Origin of the sequence: Mitsuaria sp. CC2 (assembly GCF_048957715.1) — a bacterium.
GTDB lineage: Bacteria > Pseudomonadota > Gammaproteobacteria > Burkholderiales > Burkholderiaceae_C > Roseateles.
This window is the reverse complement of the sequence record NZ_JARVXN010000022.1, coordinates 74328-90672: the sequence shown is the minus strand read 5'-3', so window position 1 is coordinate 90672 and position 16345 is coordinate 74328. Positions and strand designations below refer to the sequence as shown.

General features: G+C 69.8%; 16 protein-coding genes. 9 read left to right on the top strand and 7 right to left on the bottom strand.

The window, feature by feature from the left end:
- Window positions 1-243: 243 nt before the first annotated feature.
- From PV762_RS15740 to PV762_RS15715, 6 genes are all read left to right on the top strand, one after another.
- Window positions 244-1263 carry an NADP-dependent oxidoreductase gene (locus tag PV762_RS15740; protein WP_421035947.1) on the top strand — a complete coding sequence of 340 codons (1020 nt, stop codon included), beginning with the start codon at window positions 244-246 and terminating at the stop codon, window positions 1261-1263.
- Complete coding sequence (locus PV762_RS15735) at window positions 1263-1736, top strand: GNAT family N-acetyltransferase (RefSeq protein ID WP_421035946.1); 474 nt, start codon at window positions 1263-1265, stop codon at window positions 1734-1736. The genes PV762_RS15740 and PV762_RS15735 overlap by 1 nt, the downstream gene beginning before the upstream one ends.
- A complete protein-coding gene (locus tag PV762_RS15730) occupies window positions 1733-2740 on the top strand; it encodes a glutathione S-transferase family protein (protein ID WP_421035945.1) in 1008 nt (335 codons plus the stop codon). The genes PV762_RS15735 and PV762_RS15730 overlap by 4 nt, the downstream gene beginning before the upstream one ends.
- 39 nt (window positions 2741-2779) lie before the next feature.
- Window positions 2780-3685: an SDR family oxidoreductase gene (locus tag PV762_RS15725; protein ID WP_421035944.1), complete on the top strand. Its 906-nt coding sequence runs from the start codon at window positions 2780-2782 to the stop codon at window positions 3683-3685.
- Window positions 3686-3804: 119 nt separating this feature from the next.
- Complete coding sequence (locus tag PV762_RS15720) at window positions 3805-5538, top strand: ATP-binding protein (RefSeq protein ID WP_421035943.1); 1734 nt, start codon at window positions 3805-3807, stop codon at window positions 5536-5538.
- Window positions 5539-5710: 172 nt separating this feature from the next.
- Window positions 5711-6973: a TIGR03862 family flavoprotein gene (locus PV762_RS15715; protein ID WP_421035942.1), complete on the top strand. Its 1263-nt coding sequence runs from the start codon at window positions 5711-5713 to the stop codon at window positions 6971-6973.
- Between the two features lie 10 nt (window positions 6974-6983).
- On the opposite strand, the gene PV762_RS15710 is transcribed toward PV762_RS15715, so the two are convergent.
- Entirely contained in the window at window positions 6984-7199 is a 216-nt protein-coding gene (locus tag PV762_RS15710; RefSeq protein ID WP_421035941.1) for a tautomerase family protein, read from the bottom strand.
- Between the two features lie 226 nt (window positions 7200-7425).
- Between PV762_RS15710 and PV762_RS15705 the strand changes: the two genes are divergently transcribed.
- Complete coding sequence (locus tag PV762_RS15705) at window positions 7426-7608, top strand: CsbD family protein (RefSeq protein WP_421035940.1); 183 nt, start codon at window positions 7426-7428, stop codon at window positions 7606-7608.
- A gap of 88 nt (window positions 7609-7696) precedes the next feature.
- Here PV762_RS15705 and PV762_RS15700 read toward each other — a convergent pair whose 3' ends face one another.
- The 4 genes from PV762_RS15700 to PV762_RS15685 form a co-directional block, all read right to left on the bottom strand.
- Window positions 7697-7849 carry a hypothetical protein gene (locus PV762_RS15700; RefSeq protein WP_421035939.1) on the bottom strand — a complete coding sequence of 51 codons (153 nt, stop codon included), beginning with the start codon at window positions 7847-7849 and terminating at the stop codon, window positions 7697-7699.
- A gap of 67 nt (window positions 7850-7916) precedes the next feature.
- Entirely contained in the window at window positions 7917-8669 is a 753-nt protein-coding gene (locus PV762_RS15695; protein WP_421035938.1) for a hypothetical protein, read from the bottom strand.
- 298 nt (window positions 8670-8967) lie between these two features.
- Window positions 8968-10248 (bottom strand): MBL fold metallo-hydrolase, encoded by a 1281-nt coding sequence (locus tag PV762_RS15690; RefSeq protein ID WP_421035937.1) that lies wholly within the window; start codon window positions 10246-10248, stop codon window positions 8968-8970.
- A 13-nt stretch (window positions 10249-10261) separates the two neighbouring features.
- The gene (locus PV762_RS15685) at window positions 10262-12646 is read right to left on the bottom strand and encodes a TonB-dependent receptor domain-containing protein (RefSeq protein ID WP_421035936.1); all 2385 of its coding nucleotides are present in this window, start codon (window positions 12644-12646) and stop codon (window positions 10262-10264) included.
- 273 nt (window positions 12647-12919) lie between these two features.
- Here PV762_RS15685 and PV762_RS15680 point away from each other — a divergent pair, with 273 nt between their 5' ends.
- Window positions 12920-13519, top strand: coding sequence for an RNA polymerase sigma factor (locus tag PV762_RS15680; RefSeq protein ID WP_421035935.1), 600 nt, complete (start codon window positions 12920-12922; stop codon window positions 13517-13519).
- A 2-nt stretch (window positions 13520-13521) separates the two neighbouring features.
- A complete protein-coding gene (locus PV762_RS15675; protein WP_421035934.1) occupies window positions 13522-14547 on the top strand; it encodes a FecR family protein in 1026 nt (341 codons plus the stop codon).
- A 56-nt stretch (window positions 14548-14603) separates the two neighbouring features.
- On the opposite strand, the gene PV762_RS15670 is transcribed toward PV762_RS15675, so the two are convergent.
- Window positions 14604-14849 (bottom strand): helix-turn-helix domain-containing protein, encoded by a 246-nt coding sequence (locus PV762_RS15670; RefSeq protein ID WP_421035933.1) that lies wholly within the window; start codon window positions 14847-14849, stop codon window positions 14604-14606.
- Between the two features lie 28 nt (window positions 14850-14877).
- Window positions 14878-16341, bottom strand: a complete 1464-nt coding sequence (locus PV762_RS15665; RefSeq protein WP_421035932.1) for a M81 family metallopeptidase — start codon at window positions 16339-16341, stop codon at window positions 14878-14880.
- Window positions 16342-16345 lie beyond the last annotated feature (4 nt).

The window sequence follows — 16345 nt, the reverse complement described above, 5'->3', positions numbered from 1 at the left end:
GCGTTGTCGGAGGGATGCTCAGTGACAACCTGCCGTCTGCGGTTGATGACTCGAATAGGTGGGACTTCATCCTCCGAACATGAAAAAGCACGCTCGTTCTTTTCTGTCGCGCGAGGGACGTGAAGGGGGCAGGCGTCGTGGTTCAATCGCCGGCATTCCGTCACGGATCGAGGCGTCCGCGCCCGTCGATCCCGCTTCACGCGCCACGCACTGACGTGGCCGACATTGACCGAGGAGCTTTCGATGAGCCAAGTGAACCGCCAGATCCATCTGGTCTCCCGCCCGACCGGGGAGCCCGGCACTGACAACTTCAAGCTGGTCGAACAGGCGATTCCCGACCTCGCCGACGGCCAGGTGCTGGTCCGCAACCATTACCTGAGCCTCGATCCGTACATGCGGGGCCGCATGAACGACAGCAAGAGCTACGCCGCGCCGCAGCCCCTGGACGCCGTGATGATCGGCGGCACGGTGGGCGAGGTGGTGAAGTCGAAGAACGCGCACTTCGCCGTCGGCGACAAAGTCGTCGGCATGGGCGGCTGGCAGGAATACCAGCTGGTCGACGCCAACCAGCGCGGCGTGCTGCAGAAGGTCGACACGACGCATGTGCCGCTGTCGGCCTACCTGGGCGCGGTCGGCATGCCGGGCGTCACGGCCTGGTACGGCCTGGTGAAGATCATCGATCCGAAGCCGGGCCAGACGGTGGTCGTCAGCGCCGCCAGCGGCGCGGTGGGCGGCGCGGTCGGCCAGCTGGCCAAGGTGCGCGGCGCCCGCGCGGTGGGCATCGCCGGCGGCGCTGACAAGTGCCGCTACGTGGTCGAGGAACTCGGCTTCGACGCCTGCATCGACTACAAGCGGCACACCGACCTGAAGTCGCTGTCCGCCGCGCTGAAGGCCGAATGCCCGGACGGCATCGACGGCCACTTCGAGAACGTCGGCGGCATGATCCTCGACGCGGTGATGCTGCGTTCAAACGCCTTCAGCCGCATCGCCCTGTGCGGCATGATCGCCGGCTACAACGGCGAGCCGATCCCGATGACGCTGCCGCAGTTGATCCTCACGAACCGGATGAAGGTCGAAGGCTTCATCGTCTCCGAGCACATGGACGTGTGGCCAGAGGCGCTGAAGGAACTGGGCACGCTGGTCGCTACGGCCAAGCTGAAGTTCCGCGAGAGCGTCGCGCAGGGTCTGGAGAACGCGCCTGAAGCGTTCCTGGGGCTGCTCAAGGGCCGCAACTTCGGCAAGCAGCTGGTGAAGCTGGTCTGATGGCCGGCCCGCGCTGGATCAGCCAGCCCTTCGATGAACTGGGCGTGCGAGGCCTGTATCGCGCCCTTCGGTTGCGCGCCGAGGTCTTCGTCATCGAGCAGCGCTGCATCTACCTCGATCCCGACGGACTCGACGAGCACGCGTGGCATCTGCAGGGGGTGGGGCAGGGCGTCGGCGGTGGCGACGAACTCTTCGCCTACGCGCGCCTGCTGCCGCCCTCGATCGGCGACGGCGCGGCGCGCATCGGGCGCGTGATCACGGCGCCCACCGCGCGCGGCGGCGGCCTGGGCCGCGCGCTGATGAGCCAGGCGCTGCGCGAATGCCAGAAGCGCTGGCCGGGTCAGCCGATCGAACTCGGCGCGCAGGCCCACCTGCGCGAGTTCTACGGCAGCTTCGGGTTCACGCCGATCTCGGACGTCTACGACGAGGACGGCATCCCTCACATCGACATGCGCAAGGAGGCGACGCCATGAGCGAACCCCGCCGCGACACCCAGCGCGACACCCAGCGCGAACCCGGCCGCGAGGCCGCGCCTGCCGCCGGCTCGCCGTCGTCCGACGACCTCGTCCTGCATCACTACAGCAGCTCGCCGTTCGCCGAAAAGGCGCGGCTGATGCTGGGCCTCAAGGGCCTGGCGTGGCACTCGGTGACGGTGCCGATGGTGCTGCCCAAGCCCGACGTGGTGGCGTTGACCGGCGGCTACCGTCGCACGCCCTTCCTGCAGCTCGGGGCCGACATCTACTGCGACACCGCGCTGATCGCCGAGGTGCTGGAAGGCCGCCGCCCGACGCCCAGCCTTTGCCCCGCGGCCGTCGCCGGCCACGCGCGCACGCTCGCGCAATGGGCCGACACGGACCTGTTCTGGACCGCGCTGCCCTACGCGATGCAGCCGGCGGGCGCGACGGCGCTGTTCGCCGGCGCGCCGCCGGACATGCTCAAGATCTTCGTCGCCGACCGCAAGGCGATGAGCGAAGGCATGCCGCAGATGCGCGCCGTCGACGCCGGCGCGGCGCTGACGCAGTACCTCGACTGGCTGTCGGACATGCTGGCCGACGGCCGGCCCTGGCTGCTCGGCGACCAGACCAGCATCGCCGACCTCAGCGTCTATCACCCGCTGTGGTTCGTGACCCGGACCGGACCGCTGGCCGAGATCTTCCAGCCGCATGAGGCGCTGCGGGCCTGGATGGGCCGCGTGGCTGCGATCGGCCACGGCGAGCGCGCCGGCAAGCTCGACGGCGCCGGGGCGATCGCGCTGGCGAAGGCGTCGACGCCGCGTCCCGCGCGGGTCGAGGAGGGCCTCGGTTTCTCCGCCGGCGACGCCGTGACGGTCACGCCGTACGACTACGCGCGCGACGCGGTGGCCGGCACGCTGGTCGGCCTGAGCTGCCGCACCGTGACGCTGGCGCGCGAGGACGAACGCGCGGGCCGCGTGCACGTGCACTTCCCGCGCATCCGCTACTCGCTGAGGGCGGCGTAACCCGGTCCCCAGGACATCGAAGATCAAGGAGACAGGCGCATGAAGGACTATCAAGGCAAGACCGCGGTCATCACCGGCGCGGGCTCGGGCTTCGGACTCGAGGTGGCGCGCATCGCCGCCGCGCGCGGCATGAACCTGGTGCTGTGCGACGTGCAGCAGGACGCGCTGGACAAGGCCGCGTCGGAATTCGCCGCGCACCCGGTGCTGGCGCGTCGCGTCGACGTCGCCAAGGCCGACCAGATGGAAGCGCTGGCGACTGCGGTGAAAGAGCGCTTCGGCGCGCCGAACGTCGTGTTCAACAACGCGGGCGTGGGCTCGGGCGGGCTGATCTGGGAGAACGCGCTGTCGGACTGGGAGTGGGTCCTCGGCGTCAACCTGATGGGCGTGGTGCACGGGGTGCGGCTGTTCACGCCGATGATGCTGGAGGCGGCCGGCCAGGATCCGGCGTGGCAGGGGCACATCGTCAACACGGCCTCGATGGCGGGCATGCTGAATCCGCCCAACATGGGTGTCTACAACGTGTCCAAGCACGCGGTGGTGTCGCTCAGCGAGACGCTGTACCAGGACCTGGCGCTGGTGACGGAGCAGGTTCGCGCGTCGGTGCTGTGCCCGTTCTTCGTGCCCACCGGCATCACGCAGAGCCATCGCAACCGGCCGGGTGAACTCGGCGCCGACAAGCCGACGAAGAGCCAGGTGATCTCGCAGGCGATGACCGACAAGGCCGTGAGTTCGGGCAAGCTGACGGCGGCGGATGTCGCGCGGATGGTGTTCGAGGCGATGGACGAGGAGCGCTTCTACATCTTCAGCCACCCGCAGGCGCTCAAGGCCGTGCAGACACGGCTGGAGGACGTGATGCAGCTGCGCAACCCGACGGATCCGTTCGAGGACAAGCCGGAGATCGGCCAGAAGCTGAAGGCATCGCTGCGGGCCTCGCTCGGCGCCTGAGTCGGAGCGGACGCTGCACGTGAGGTGTCGGCGGCACCTGACACTTCTGACAGGGGACCACCCCTGGATGCGGGAGAGTCCTTCCCCTCCAAAGGGGGAGGCGGGCTCACAATGGATCCGTGGTCCCGTACGCACCCCCCCGAATCTTCCGCGTCCTCCGCCTCCTGCCGCGCCTGCTGCCTGTCCTGGCGGTCGTGCTGGCGGCATGGCTGGCATTGGCGGGGCAGGGACACGCGGACCCGCGTGACTGGCTGACGGCCGAAGAGCGCGCCTGGGTGGCGCAGCATCCGGTGCTGCGGGTCGGCGGATCGGCCAGCTACGGACCGTTCACCTACGTCGACGAGGAAGGCCGGCTCACCGGCCTGTCGCTGGACTATGCGCGGCGCCTGTCGGAACTCACCGGGCTGCGCTTCGAATTCCAGCCGCCGCGCCCCTTCGCCGACAACCTGGACGCGCTGGCCGACGGCACGCTCGACGTGCAGATGTCCCTGCGCGAGACGCCGGAGCGCGCGCAGCGCTTCGGCTTCACGCGCGCCTACATCACGGTGCCGGCGGTGCTGCTTCGCCGCGCGGGCGCGGGCGACGATCCGCTGCGTCCCGGCGAACCGGTGGCGGTGGCGCGCGGCTATGCGGTGGCGGAGTTCCTGCGCGACCGCTATGCGACGAATCCGCTGCAGGTCGAGGTCGACGACCGTACCGTGCTGCGCCGGCTGGCCGGCGGCCAGGTCGGGGCGGCGGTGGTGGACCTGGCCGGCGCGACCTACCTGATGCGGCGCGACGGCATCGGCAACCTGCGGGTAGTGGACGACATCGGCTTCGCGTACGGGCTGGGCATCGGCTACCGGCGCGACTGGCCGATGCTGGGCCGCATCCTGGACAAGGCGCTGGTGCGCATCGGCGACGGCGAGCGTCAGGCCATCGCCGACCGCTGGATCACGCAGGACACGGTGGCGATGCGCTGGCAGCGCCGGGCGCTGTGGGGCGTCGGCATCGCGCTGGCGATGGTGATCGCGGGACTGGGCGTGGCGCTGCTCTGGAACCGCGCGCTGCACCGTCAGGTGCGGCTGCGCGGCGAGCTGCTGCAGCGCGAACTCGGCGAGCGCATGCGGTTGCAGGACGTGGACCGGGCCCGCGAACTGGCCGAAGTCACCAGCAAGACCAAGAGCGAGTTCCTGTCCCACGCCAGCCACGAGCTGCGCACGCCGCTGAACGCGGTGCTGGGCTTCAGCCAACTGCTCGCCCACGATCCGAAGCGACCCCTGGACGAGGTCCAGCAATCGCGGGTCAAGCACATCGACGACGCGGCCAAGCACCTGCTGGTGCTGATCGAGGACATGATGACCCTGTCTCGCGTCGAGGCGAACACGCTCAGCGTGCAGTCGCTGCCCCTGCAGGCGGGGCCGCTGCTGCGCCGCGTGGTGGAGCTGTCGCAGCCCGCGGCCGCGGCGGCCGGGGTGGACCTGCAAGTCGGCATGACGCCGGAGGAGGACAGCACCCTCCCGCTCGTCCAGGCCGATCCGATCCGGCTGGAACAGGTGCTTCACAACCTGATCTCCAACGCCATCAAGTACAACCGCCGCGGCGGGTGGGTGAAAGTCCGCGCCCGCGCGGAATCGCGCGGCTTCCGGATCGAGGTCGCCGACAACGGCATCGGGCTCAGCCCGGAGCAGCGATCCCAACTGTTCCAGCCGTTCAACCGGCTCGGGCGGGTGGATCAACCCGGGCACGGGATCGGGCTGGTCATCTGCAAGCAACTCATGGAACGAATGGGCGGTCGGATCCTCGTGGACAGCGAAAGCGGGCAGGGATCGAGGTTCACGCTGGAATTGCCGGCCGTGCCGAGCACCGTCTAGACCGAGCACGATCGGGACGACCAGGCCCCCCTTTCCTCCATCTCCCTCCTTTGCTTGCCTCCCGGCAAGCAAATTCCCTCCTCAAGTTCCGGAAAGGGGGCCCGGCCGCCCCGATCCGAGCGACCCAGCCGCTCTGGCACACTGCGCAGCCTTGCGCAGTACCCTCCATCCCATGCCTACCTCCGAATCCACCCGTCGCGCCGTCGTCATCGGCGGCGGCCCCGCCGGCCTCATGGCCGCCGAACGCCTCGCCCACGCGGGACTCTCCGTGGACCTCTACGACGCCATGGCATCGGTCGGCCGCAAGTTCCTCCTGGCAGGCAAGGGCGGCCTGAACCTGACGCACTCGGAGCCACGACCCGTTTTCGATTCACGCTACTTCGAGCGCCAGACCCCGGTCGGCACCTGGCTGGACCGCTTCGACGGCGAAGCCGTTCGCGCATGGGCCCAGGACCTCGGCGTCGAGACCTTCGTCGGTACCTCCGGCCGCGTCTTCCCCAAGAACCTCAAGGCCGCACCGCTGCTGCGCGCCTGGCTGTCCCGCCTGCGCGCGCAGGGCGTGCGCTTCCACATGCGCCATCGCTGGCTGGGCTGGAACGAGATCGGCGCGCTGCGCTTCACCTCCCCCGACGGCGACACCGCCGTGACCGCGGCGGTCGTCGTGCTCGCGCTGGGCGGCGCCTCGTGGCCCCAACTGGGGTCGGACGGCGCCTGGGCGCCGCTGCTGGCGGAGACCGGCGCGACCGTGGCACCGCTGCGGGCCGCCAATTGCGGCTTCGATCTCGGCTCGCCTCGCGACGGCGCGGCACCGGGCTGGTCGCCGTTCTTCGCCGAGAAATTCGCGGGCCAACCGCTCAAGCCCGTGGCGCTGAGCGCCGACGGCGTCGACGGCCGGAACTTCTCCCGCCAGGGCGAGTTCGTCGTGACGGCGACCGGGATCGAAGGGTCGCTGGTCTACGCCGCCTCCGCGCTGCTGCGCGAGAAGCTGGAACGCGACGGCCAGGCGCTCGTGCACCTGGACCTGCTGCCGGGCCGCGACGCGTCGTGGGTGCTGGAGCAGGTCGCGCATCCGCGTGGCTCGCGCTCGCTGTCCTCGCACCTGAAGAGCCGCCTGAACATCGAAGGCCTGAAGGCCGGCCTGCTGCACGAGGTGCTCACCAAGGACGAGTACGCCGACACGGCAACGCTGGCACGCACGCTGAAGGCGCTGCCGCTGCGCCTGCGCGCCGCGCGCCCGGTCGCGGAGGCGATCAGCACCGCGGGCGGCGTGACGATCGAATCGCTGGACGAGCGGCTGATGCTCAAGTCGCGTCCCGGCGTGTTCGTCGCCGGCGAGATGCTGGACTGGGAAGCGCCCACGGGCGGTTATCTGCTGACGGCGGCGATGGCCAGCGGTCTGGTCGCCGGAGAGGGCGCGGCGGCGTACCAGCGCTGAACCGGAGCCTTCAAGGTGTCGGCTTGATCCCCATCTTCTCCATCGTCAGCGTCTCGTCCGCGCGGCCCCAGCCGCCGTCGGCGACGTCCTCGACCAGGACCATCGAGTAGGGGCGGGCGCGTTCCCCGAAGTACTCGACGAACATGGCCGTGACGCGGTGGATGATTTCCTCCTTGCGGGCGGCGTCGGCGACGCCTTCGGGGAGCTTGATGTTGGCGAAGGGCATGGTGGCCTCGGCTCCGGTGCCACAAGTTCGCCTCCCGAATGCGACGGGTTGTGAACGGCGTGTGCATGACTTGTTCGCGGCGCGTCGTTTCCTGTGCCAGGGCCTGTAGGACCACGCCGACGGCAGGACGCGTCGCCCGCCTTCACGCGCCGGAAGGCGCCGCGCCTAGGATGAACTCCGTGCCATCGCACCCTGCGAGATACGCAGTAACTTTATGGAGTAGACGATGAACAAGGACCAAGTGAAGGGCGCCGTCAAGGACGCAGCAGGCAAGGTGCAACAGAAGACCGGTGAGGTCGTCGGCAGCACCGAACAGCAGGCCAAGGGCCTGGCCAAGCAGGTCGACGGCAAGGCCCAGAAGGCCTACGGCGACGTGAAGGAAGCGGCCAAGGACGCAGGCAAGCACTGATCGCCCGGCGCCAATGAGAACGCCGGCGGGACTCGCGTCCCGCCGGCGTTTTTCGTTGCCGGATCGTGGATTCCGGACGAAACGGGAATCAGGCCGGCTTGTTCTTCAGCTTGCCCTTGGGCATCACGGCCGTCATCGGCGCGACCGGCCGGGTGGAGACGGAGGATGACTCCTTCGGCGTGCTGGTGTCCTTCTTGGGCTTCTTGTTGGCCTTGTCGTTGCGTTGCTCGCCTTTTGCCATGGCTCGGTTTCCTTCTGGTGGTTCAGGGACGTGATGGCGGCACTCTACTACTGCCGCGAGCTTTCCGTCACTTCGCCAGTGGCCGCGCCACGACGGCCCCGCCGTAACGACCGCCCGCCTCTTCGACACCCCCGTCCCGGATGAAGTCTCGCATCATCGCGAAGTACCCCGGCGCGTAGCGCGTCGGAATGCGCCGGCCGTCCGGCGCGCGCTCGAACTCGGTCATGCCGTGATCGGCGCCGGGATAGACGGCCAGTGTGTAGCGCCTGCCCGCCGCGATCAGCGACCGGATGTCCGCCGCGGCGCCGGCGCTCGGCGCGACGCGGTCGTCCGCGGCCAGCACCCACAGCTGCGGCGTGCGCGAGGTCCGCAAGGTGGGCATCGGGTCGTAGCGGAAGGACACGTCGAACTTGTAGGTCGTGTTCAGTCCCACCAGGATCTGCGTCTTGTCGAGCGGCAGCACCAGGTGCAGGAAGTTGCCGCGCACGTCCTTGAACCACGGCTGCGACTGGTATTCCGTCCGCAGGGCGTCGAATGCCTCGTAGCCCTCCCTGCCGCGTGTCTCGATCACCCGCTGGCCGGCGCGCGTCAGCGCCAGCGCGTTCTCGGTGTCCTGCGAGGAGTGCCCGTGGGTGCGCATCTCGAGTTCGACGCTCTGCAGGTCCTGTTCGAGCATGGAGACCGTCAGACCGAAACTCACGATCGCGAAGTCGACCGGCGCGCGGTCCGCCGCCAGCGGCGCGACCCAGCCGCCCTGGTTGCCGCCTTGATAACCGATGCGGCCGGCGCGCGAGCCCGCCAGGCGTCGCGCTTCCTTCATCGCCAGGACCGCATCGTCCGCCAGCAGGCCGATGTCCTGCGTGTACGCGCCGCCGGAGCGGCCCGTCCCCCGCTTGTCGAAGCCAGGGTCGGCGCAGGCGCCGCCGCGAGCACCGCACAGAGCGGCAGCGCGACCAGTGATGTCATTCGTTTCCTCGAAGCTGGGTCATCGGAGCCCGGAGTCTCGACGTCCAAGCTGGATGACGCGACGTCGAGATGACGTGCCGTCGACGAGTCGGGACGAACTGCAATCCCCGCCGACGAGCCGCATCGCCGACCGCCGCCTGATCAACGATCCGTCATGCGCGACCTCCGCTCCGCATCGGCGCCGATTCGTAGATCACCCGATCCGATTCGTCCGCGTTGTCCGTCACGAGCATCCCGAAGCTTTCGCCGCCGGCCTCCACCCGCACGATCACATGGCCGCGCGTGCTGCGCAGCTTCTGCATCAGCCGGCGGTGCATCAACGCGTTCTCGTGCATCACCTCGGTGGCGAAGACTTCGCGCGGTCCCGCGTAGAGGCGCTCGTTGAACATGTGGTCCAGCTGCTGCAGGCTCGGGTGCGAGATGTGCCAGGTCGGGATGACCCAGGCACTCGGGCGCAGGGTGCGCGCGACGTCGGCGCTGACGCCGTCGTACAGGCCGTGATGGTCCGCCGTGGCGACGTCCACCGGTCCCGCCGCGCGCGCGGCGGCGCCGAGGATGTCCCGCCAGGGGAGGTCGCCGTTGAAGGTGTCGCTGGTCAGGTCCGCGCCGGTGAAATAGCGGAAGGGCCCGGACTCGATGCGTACCGCCGCGCAGCACATGTTCTCGCTCGGACGGTCGCGGTCGGGCAGCGTGGCGGGATCGGGGAAGGTGGCGCGCCGCTCGTCGCCGCGACCGGTCCAGACCTCGCCGTTGACCGCGATGTTGCGCACGGCGAAGTGAGCATCGACGAGACGATGGCCTCGCGGCAGGAACTGCCGATCGGTGCCCGCGTCGAAGCGCTGCACGACACCGCCGCCGGCCTGGCGCGCGGTCACGTACGCGCGATAGTTCGCCGCGAACGGCGCCTTCTCGATGCCGGCGCCCGGATACCGGTAGTCCGGGAAGCCTCGATCGACGAGGGTGCCGATGTCGAGCGCCTCGGCGACGTCCATCACGCCGGTCAGGCGGTAGTCGCCGCGCCGGGACTGAGGCAGCCCCGGTGCGACATCGCCGAGGTGATCGGGATGCAGATGGCTGACGAGCAGGTAGTCCAGACCGCGCGCACCGGTGGGCGTCAGGTGCCGTTGCGCGTAGCGTGCGATCCACTCGCCCGCGCGGCGTTGCGGTCCTGGCCGTGTGGCGACGCTGACATCGGTGGCGTTGGCCGACCCGCCCGCGTCGATCAGCAGGCTGGTGCCGTCGGGCAGGATCACCAGCGTCGCGCTGCCGCGGCCGATCGCGAGGTGGTGGATGTCGAGCTGACCCGGTTGCCAGGGGGCGAGCGTGCGGCCGGCGGAAGGCGCGACGGTGGCGCAACCCGGCAGGGCCGAGCCCGAGAGCCCGAGCAGTCCCATGGCGCCGATCAGGCGCCGGCGTTGTCCGTTGACGTTCATGAGGTCCTCGGGCTCAGAAGCGGAACGCGGCCGTCACGCCGAAGGTGCGCGGATCGCCGAGGTACTCCGCGCGCACCACCTGCGTGGACCGCGTCAGGATGTAGGCGCGGTCGGTCGCGTTCTTGACCCAGACCACGACGCGCCAGCGCCGGTCCGCGGCCTCGAAGCCGGCATTGAGGTTCAGCAGCCCGTAGCCCGGGATCTGCAGGTTGGGATCGTTGGCCGCGCCGGTGTTGTAGTCCGACTGCCAGCCGTAGTTGACCGCGCCGACGGCGAAGCCGCCGCGCACGGGAATACGCCAGTCCGCGGCCACCGAGGCCTTGTTCCGCGGCGACGAGGCCAACGGGTTGCCGGTGTAGTTGATGTTGCCGATCTGGAAGCGGTCGTAGCTGCCGTCGAGGTGACCGTAGGTCGCCGACAGGCCCACCCACTTCACCGGCTTCCAGGCCACTTCGACCTCGGCGCCGCGCACGGTGGCGCGGCTCGCGTTGATGATGCTCAGGATGCCGGTGGCCGTGTTGTTCACGAACTCCTGCTTGTCGCGGTAATCCATGTCGAACACGGACAGGTTCACGCGCAGCCGGTTGTCCAGCCACTGGGACTTGAGGCCGACCTCGCGGTTGGTGACCGTCTCCGGATTGAAGGGCGTCGTCAGCGCGGCCAGCGTGCTCGCATCGGTGTTGAAGCCGCCGGCGGTGAAGCCGCGCGTGACGCTCGCGTAGAGCAGCATCTGCTGCGACGGCTGCCAGTTGAGCGCGACGCGCGGGGTCCACTCGCTCCACGAGGCGCGCAGGCCCTGCGCGGAGAAACCCGCCGTCGGACGCACGAGGTCCGCGCGATCCAGCGAGGCGGTCTTGTGGTCGTAGGTGCAGCGCGCGCCGGCCGTGAGGTCCACGGTCGACGTCCAGTGCCAGGTGCCGTCGGCGAAGACCGACGCGCTGCGCGTGCGCACCTGCTGGTCCGCGAGCGTAGACGCGGTGGGTGCGCCGGTCTTCGCGGCGAAGGACTGCTGTCCGAGGCGGCGCGAGCCGTCCTCGTCGAGGAAGAACACGCCGGCCTGCAGGTGACCCGATTCCCAGCGCGGGCTGGCATAGCGCAGCTCCTGCGACCAGGTGCCGACGCGCTCCGCGTCGCGGGTGACGGCCTGCGCGCCGGTCGCGAGCAAGGCATAGTTCGCACCGACGCCCGAGTAGTCCTCGCGCGACTTCGAATGGCGTAAGGCGGTGATGGACGTGATCTCGCCCCAGGGCCGCGTCCATTCGAGCTTGGCGGACGTGCCCCACAGCGTGCGGTCGAAGCCTTGCGGGACGCCGACCTCGGACGTCCGGCGATCGCCGTCGTCGCCGAAGGTCACGGACGACAGCGTCCGGCCGCCGCTGCTGTCCTCGCCGTAGTCCACGCTGACGAGCGCGTCGACATCGGCGCCCAGGGCGGCGCGCCACTGGCCGCGAAGGTTGCGGCTCTGGAGGTCGTCCTGGTCCCGCCCGGTGAGCCGGTCGCGGCCCGTGCCGTCGCGGTCGCGTGTCGCGACGGACAGCTTGATCGCCTGGTCGTCGCCGACCGGCAGGTTGGCGAGCGCGTCCACATTGACCGCGCCGAAGTTGCCGAGGGTCAGCTGCGTCTCCGCGCTTCGTTCGTTGAAGACCGGCTTGCGCGTGTTCATCACGATCGCGCCGCCGGTGACGTTGCGCCCGAACAGCGTGCCCTGCGGCCCCTTGAGGACGGTGAGGCTTTCCAGGTCGAAGAGCTCGAAGCTGGCCGCGCCGTTGCGGGGCACGAAGACGTCGTCGACGACCACCGCCACCGGCTTGCTCACGCCCATCTGAGAGAAGGTGTTGTTGGCGCCGCGGATCGCGATGGTCGGGTTGGCGACGCTGAACGCGGACACCAGCAGCCCCGGCGTCAAGCGCGACACGTCCTGCAGGCTGGAGACGCGATAGGTGTCCAGCGTCGCGCCGGAGAAGCTGGTCAGCGCGATGGGCACCGACTGCGCGGCCTCCGGCCGGCGTTGGGCCGTCACGGTCACGGTGTCGAGGGCGCTGACCGCGTCGGCGCCTTGTTCGGCGCCAGGCTCGGCGGCGGGACGAAAGATGACCAGCGCGCGCGTGCCGTCGCGCTTGAAGGTCAGCGACGAGCCGTCGAGCAGTTCGCGCAAGGCCTCGTCTTCCGCGCGACGGCCGCGCACGCCCTTGGTCGCGATTCCCAACACGTCATCGGCCTTGTAGAAGATCTGCGCGCCGGTCTCGCGGGCGAAGCGGTCGATGGCGGGCTTGAGCTCGCCGGCCGGGATGTCGAAGTCGAACGCGCGGGTTTGAGCTTGGGCCTGGCCCTGGACGCCGGCGGCGCACAGGACCGCGACGGCCAGCACGGCGGGGCGGAAGGGAATCGGACTGAACATGACGGGATCCTTGGCGGAGGAGAAGGGAGGTGTCTCCCTTCCTTAGACGCGCCGGCTGCGGAGATCCGGCATACATTTTCCGGACTATTTTTCTGCTCGCGCCGTACCGGATCCGGGCGCGTCGTTCGTCCTAGTAGAGGCGGGATCGAATGAATGACGGATGAATGACGGAACGATGACGACCACGATGAATGCGTCGATCAGTGCGATGAGCGCGATGAGCGCGGTCCGCGCCGACGTTGAACGCGAGGACGGGATGTGTCGCTCGATGAGTTGAAACGATGGTTCGTGGAGGAGGTGCTCCCCCACGAGCCGCAGCTGATGCGCTTCCTGCGCAGGAACTGGCGCGACGTCGATGAGATCGACGATCTGCGGCAGGAGGTCTACGCCCGCGTGTTCGACGCCGCCGCGCAACGGCGGCCCGATTCGGCGCCGGCTTTCGTGCTGTCGGTGGCGCGGCACCTGCTGATCGACCGGGCGCGTCGCACGCAGGTCGTCTCCATCGAGGCCTATGCGGACCTGGAGGCCGTGATGCCGACGGCGGACGAGCTCAGCCCGGAACGGCACCTCGCCGGACGGAGCGAGCTGCGACAGCTCGAATCGGCGCTCGCGGCGCTGCCGCCGCGCTGCGGCGAGGTGGTGCGGCTGCGCAAGGTGGAGGGGCTGTCGCAGCGCGAGGTGGCAGAGCGCATGGGCATCACCGAGGACACGGTCGAGCGGCAGGTGTCCAAGGGCATCCGGGCGCTGGCCCAGGCCTTGGGCCGCGGGGACGGCAAGGCCCGCGACGGCCGAGGCGCGAAGGCGCGCGAAGGCCGCATCCAGGACGATCACGAGGCGGCGCAGGACGACGACCTGCCGGCGCGGAAACATTGACGATGAACAGCAATCACAGGACCCCCGCGGAAGACGAAGCGACGACCGCCGCCGGTGCCCGGGCCGTGGACGCCGCGGCGGCGGACTGGCTCGCGGCGCGCGACGGCCAGGGATGGACCCCGGAGCGCCAGCAGGCGCTCGACGACTGGCTCGCGCAGTCGACGACGCACCTGGTCGCGTTCCTGCGACTCGAAGCCGCGTGGACGCGCTCGGACCGGCTGCAGGCGCTGCAGGGGTCGACGCGGACACTCGACGACACGCCGCTGCTGCGCAGCGCTTCGTCATTCTGGTCGCACCGTGTGACACGTTGGGGCGCGGGCGCCGCGGCGGCGCTGGGCCTTGCGCTGAGCATCGGCCTGAGCGAGCCCGGCGGCGTGTGGCCGTGGCACGCGGGCGAGTCCCATGTCACCGCGGTCGGTGAACGCGCAGTGGTGGCGCTGACGGACGGCTCGTCGTTGACGCTGAACACCGACACGCGCCTGCGTACCGAGGTCGATGCGCGAGAGCGCCGCGTCTGGCTGGACAGCGGCGAGGCCTACTTCGACATCGCCCGCGATGCCCAGCGGCCGTTCGTGATCCATGCGGGCGCGCAGCGGGTGACGGTGATCGGCACGCGCTTCTCGCTGCGGCGGGACGGAGACCGGTTGCGCGTGCGGGTCGTGGAGGGACGCGTGCAGGTCGACGGCCAGTCCGGCGCGTCGGCGATCCTGGCGGCGGCCGACGTGGCCGACGTGAGCGGGGCGGCGCGGTCCTCGCTCAAGCTAGCGCATGAGACGCCGGAGGCCGTGGCCGGCGGATTGGCGTGGATGCAGGGCAAGCTGCAGCTGGACGGCATGACGCTCGCGCAGGCAGCGGCGGAGTTCAACCGCTACAACCGGCGGACCTTGCGCATCGAGAACGAGCGCGCGGCGCAGACCCGCATCGACGGCACCTTCGACGTGAACAACGTCGACGGCTTTGCGCGCCTGCTGCGCGCCGGGTTCGGGCTCAAGGTCGAGGAGCGGGAGAACGAGATCGTGATCCGGTGAGCGGTGGCCGCCGGAGGCGCTGTGGCCTTGTCGGGCGGGAGCAAGCATTGAACTGGTCAGCCCGGCAGTCCCGGCCTGATCCCGTACAGCGCCAGCATCCCGAACACATGCCCGATCGCGACGCCGGGTTCGCCGGATTCGATGCGCGCGATGGTCTGGACGTGGACTCCCAGCCGTGCGCCCGCTGCGCCCTGACTTTCGCCGGCCGCCGTGCGCGCGGCCTTGGCCGCGGCGCCCAGCGCCTTGATCGCTTCAAGAGCGCCGTCGTCGATGTCCACGGAGATGCGTTTGCCTTGTGCCATGGGAGGGCATTCTCGCCGGACGGCGACGTCAACCGAATCCGTGCGGATCCGCCACCCTCGGCCAGTAGTCCAGCGACCTCAGCCGATAAGGCGTACTTGCGAAATCGCAGCTCATCGCGCCTGGCGTGGTGACGTAGAGCACCGCCTTGGCGATGGGCGCGAACTCGGCATGGAAGTGCTGCGTCGACTTCACCACGATCAGCGCCTTGTTCTCCAGCGTCAGGCCCAGGCCGGTGAAGGCGTCCGTACCGTAGGTCTGTGTGCGGATCGAGCAGAGCACGATGTGCACGCCGTTCGCCGCCTCGACGCGCACGCAGGTGCCGAGCCGCTCGCGCGTGCCCAGCGCCGACTGCGTGTGGTCCTCGACCACCGCGCGCACCACCACCCGCAGGTCCAGCGGATCGCCGGAGGCCGGTCCGCACTTGCCGCCGATGCGCAGGTCGAGTTCCGCGCCGACGCCCGCGTCGCGGCAGATGTGCACCGCGCCCAGGTCCCACAGCGCGCCGACGATCACGTTGCCGATGCCGCGCTGGACGATGCGGCGCAGGATGAAGGTGCTGTCGCAGGGCGCGCCGCCGCCGGGGTTGTCGGCGATGTCGGCCAGCACCACCGGGCCTTCGCCCAGCGCCAGCGCGCGGTCAAGCGCGCCGTCGACGTCGATCAGCTCGGGACCGATCGCCTCGCGCATCTCCCAGAGCTCGCGCCCCAGTTGTTCCGCGAGTGAGCGCGCCAGCGCGGCGTCGTTGTCGGTCACGACCCAGAGTTTCGCGCCGGCCTCCGGCACGTCGCCCCAGGGGAAGCCGTGGCCGAGCGACACCGACAGCACGCGCGGTTCGCGCTCAAGGGCCAGCATGCGCGCGACGAAGGACTGCATCGGCTCACGCGTCGTGTGCCAGAGTCCGACCATCTTGCAATCGAAGGTCGCCGTGACCGGGCGGACGCGGCCTGCGGCCGTGTCGACGAGGATCCGGTACAGCTCTCGCCCGCGGGGCTCCGCGTCGATGTGCGGGTACTCCTTGAACGCCACGATCGCATCCGCCGAGCGCTGCATCAGCGCCGTGAGATGACAGTGCAGATCGAGCTCCAGCCCGATCGGGACGTCCGGCCCCACGACCTCGCGGATGTGCGCGGCGAGATTGCCTTCGCAATCGTCATACCCCTCTGCCGCCATCGCGCCGTGCAGCAGCAGCTGCACCGCATCGACCGGCATCGCCGCGCGCAGGTCGGCGAGGATCTCGTCGCGCAGCGCTTCGTAGACATGCCGCACCGTGCGACCTGACGGCTGCGCAATGGCGCAAAGACTCTCGGCGACCTCGTGACCTTCCGACTCGATCAGGTCGCGCAGGAAGCGCATGAAGGCGCCGGTGCCCTCGGGATCGCGCCGACTGGCGTCGCCGTGGAAGATCCCGTATTCCTCGAAGCCGCCCAGCCCCGTCGGCGCCGGCGCGAAGGTGTTGGTCTCGGTGGCGAGGTGGGCGATGAAGAATTTCATGGAC

Excerpts from the sequence above, each read along its gene's own strand:
- PV762_RS15730 (WP_421035945.1), top strand. The coding sequence starts at position 1,733 with ATGAGCGAACCCCGCCGCGACACCCAGCGCGACACCCAGCGCGAACCC.
- PV762_RS15670 (WP_421035933.1), bottom strand. The coding sequence starts at position 14,849 with ATGGCACAAGGCAAACGCATCTCCGTGGACATCGACGACGGCGCTCTT.
- PV762_RS15710 (WP_421035941.1), bottom strand. The coding sequence starts at position 7,199 with ATGCCCTTCGCCAACATCAAGCTCCCCGAAGGCGTCGCCGACGCCGCC.
- PV762_RS15690 (WP_421035937.1), bottom strand. The coding sequence starts at position 10,248 with ATGAACGTCAACGGACAACGCCGGCGCCTGATCGGCGCCATGGGACTG.
- PV762_RS15705 (WP_421035940.1), top strand. The coding sequence starts at position 7,426 with ATGAACAAGGACCAAGTGAAGGGCGCCGTCAAGGACGCAGCAGGCAAG.
- PV762_RS15685 (WP_421035936.1), bottom strand. The coding sequence starts at position 12,646 with ATGTTCAGTCCGATTCCCTTCCGCCCCGCCGTGCTGGCCGTCGCGGTC.
- PV762_RS15695 (WP_421035938.1), bottom strand. The coding sequence starts at position 8,669 with ATGAAGGAAGCGCGACGCCTGGCGGGCTCGCGCGCCGGCCGCATCGGT.
- PV762_RS15665 (WP_421035932.1), bottom strand. The coding sequence starts at position 16,341 with ATGAAATTCTTCATCGCCCACCTCGCCACCGAGACCAACACCTTCGCG.
- PV762_RS15675 (WP_421035934.1), top strand. The coding sequence starts at position 13,522 with ATGAACAGCAATCACAGGACCCCCGCGGAAGACGAAGCGACGACCGCC.
- PV762_RS15700 (WP_421035939.1), bottom strand. The coding sequence starts at position 7,849 with ATGGCAAAAGGCGAGCAACGCAACGACAAGGCCAACAAGAAGCCCAAG.
- PV762_RS15735 (WP_421035946.1), top strand. The coding sequence starts at position 1,263 with ATGGCCGGCCCGCGCTGGATCAGCCAGCCCTTCGATGAACTGGGCGTG.
- PV762_RS15715 (WP_421035942.1), top strand. The coding sequence starts at position 5,711 with ATGCCTACCTCCGAATCCACCCGTCGCGCCGTCGTCATCGGCGGCGGC.
- PV762_RS15725 (WP_421035944.1), top strand. The coding sequence starts at position 2,780 with ATGAAGGACTATCAAGGCAAGACCGCGGTCATCACCGGCGCGGGCTCG.
- PV762_RS15740 (WP_421035947.1), top strand. The coding sequence starts at position 244 with ATGAGCCAAGTGAACCGCCAGATCCATCTGGTCTCCCGCCCGACCGGG.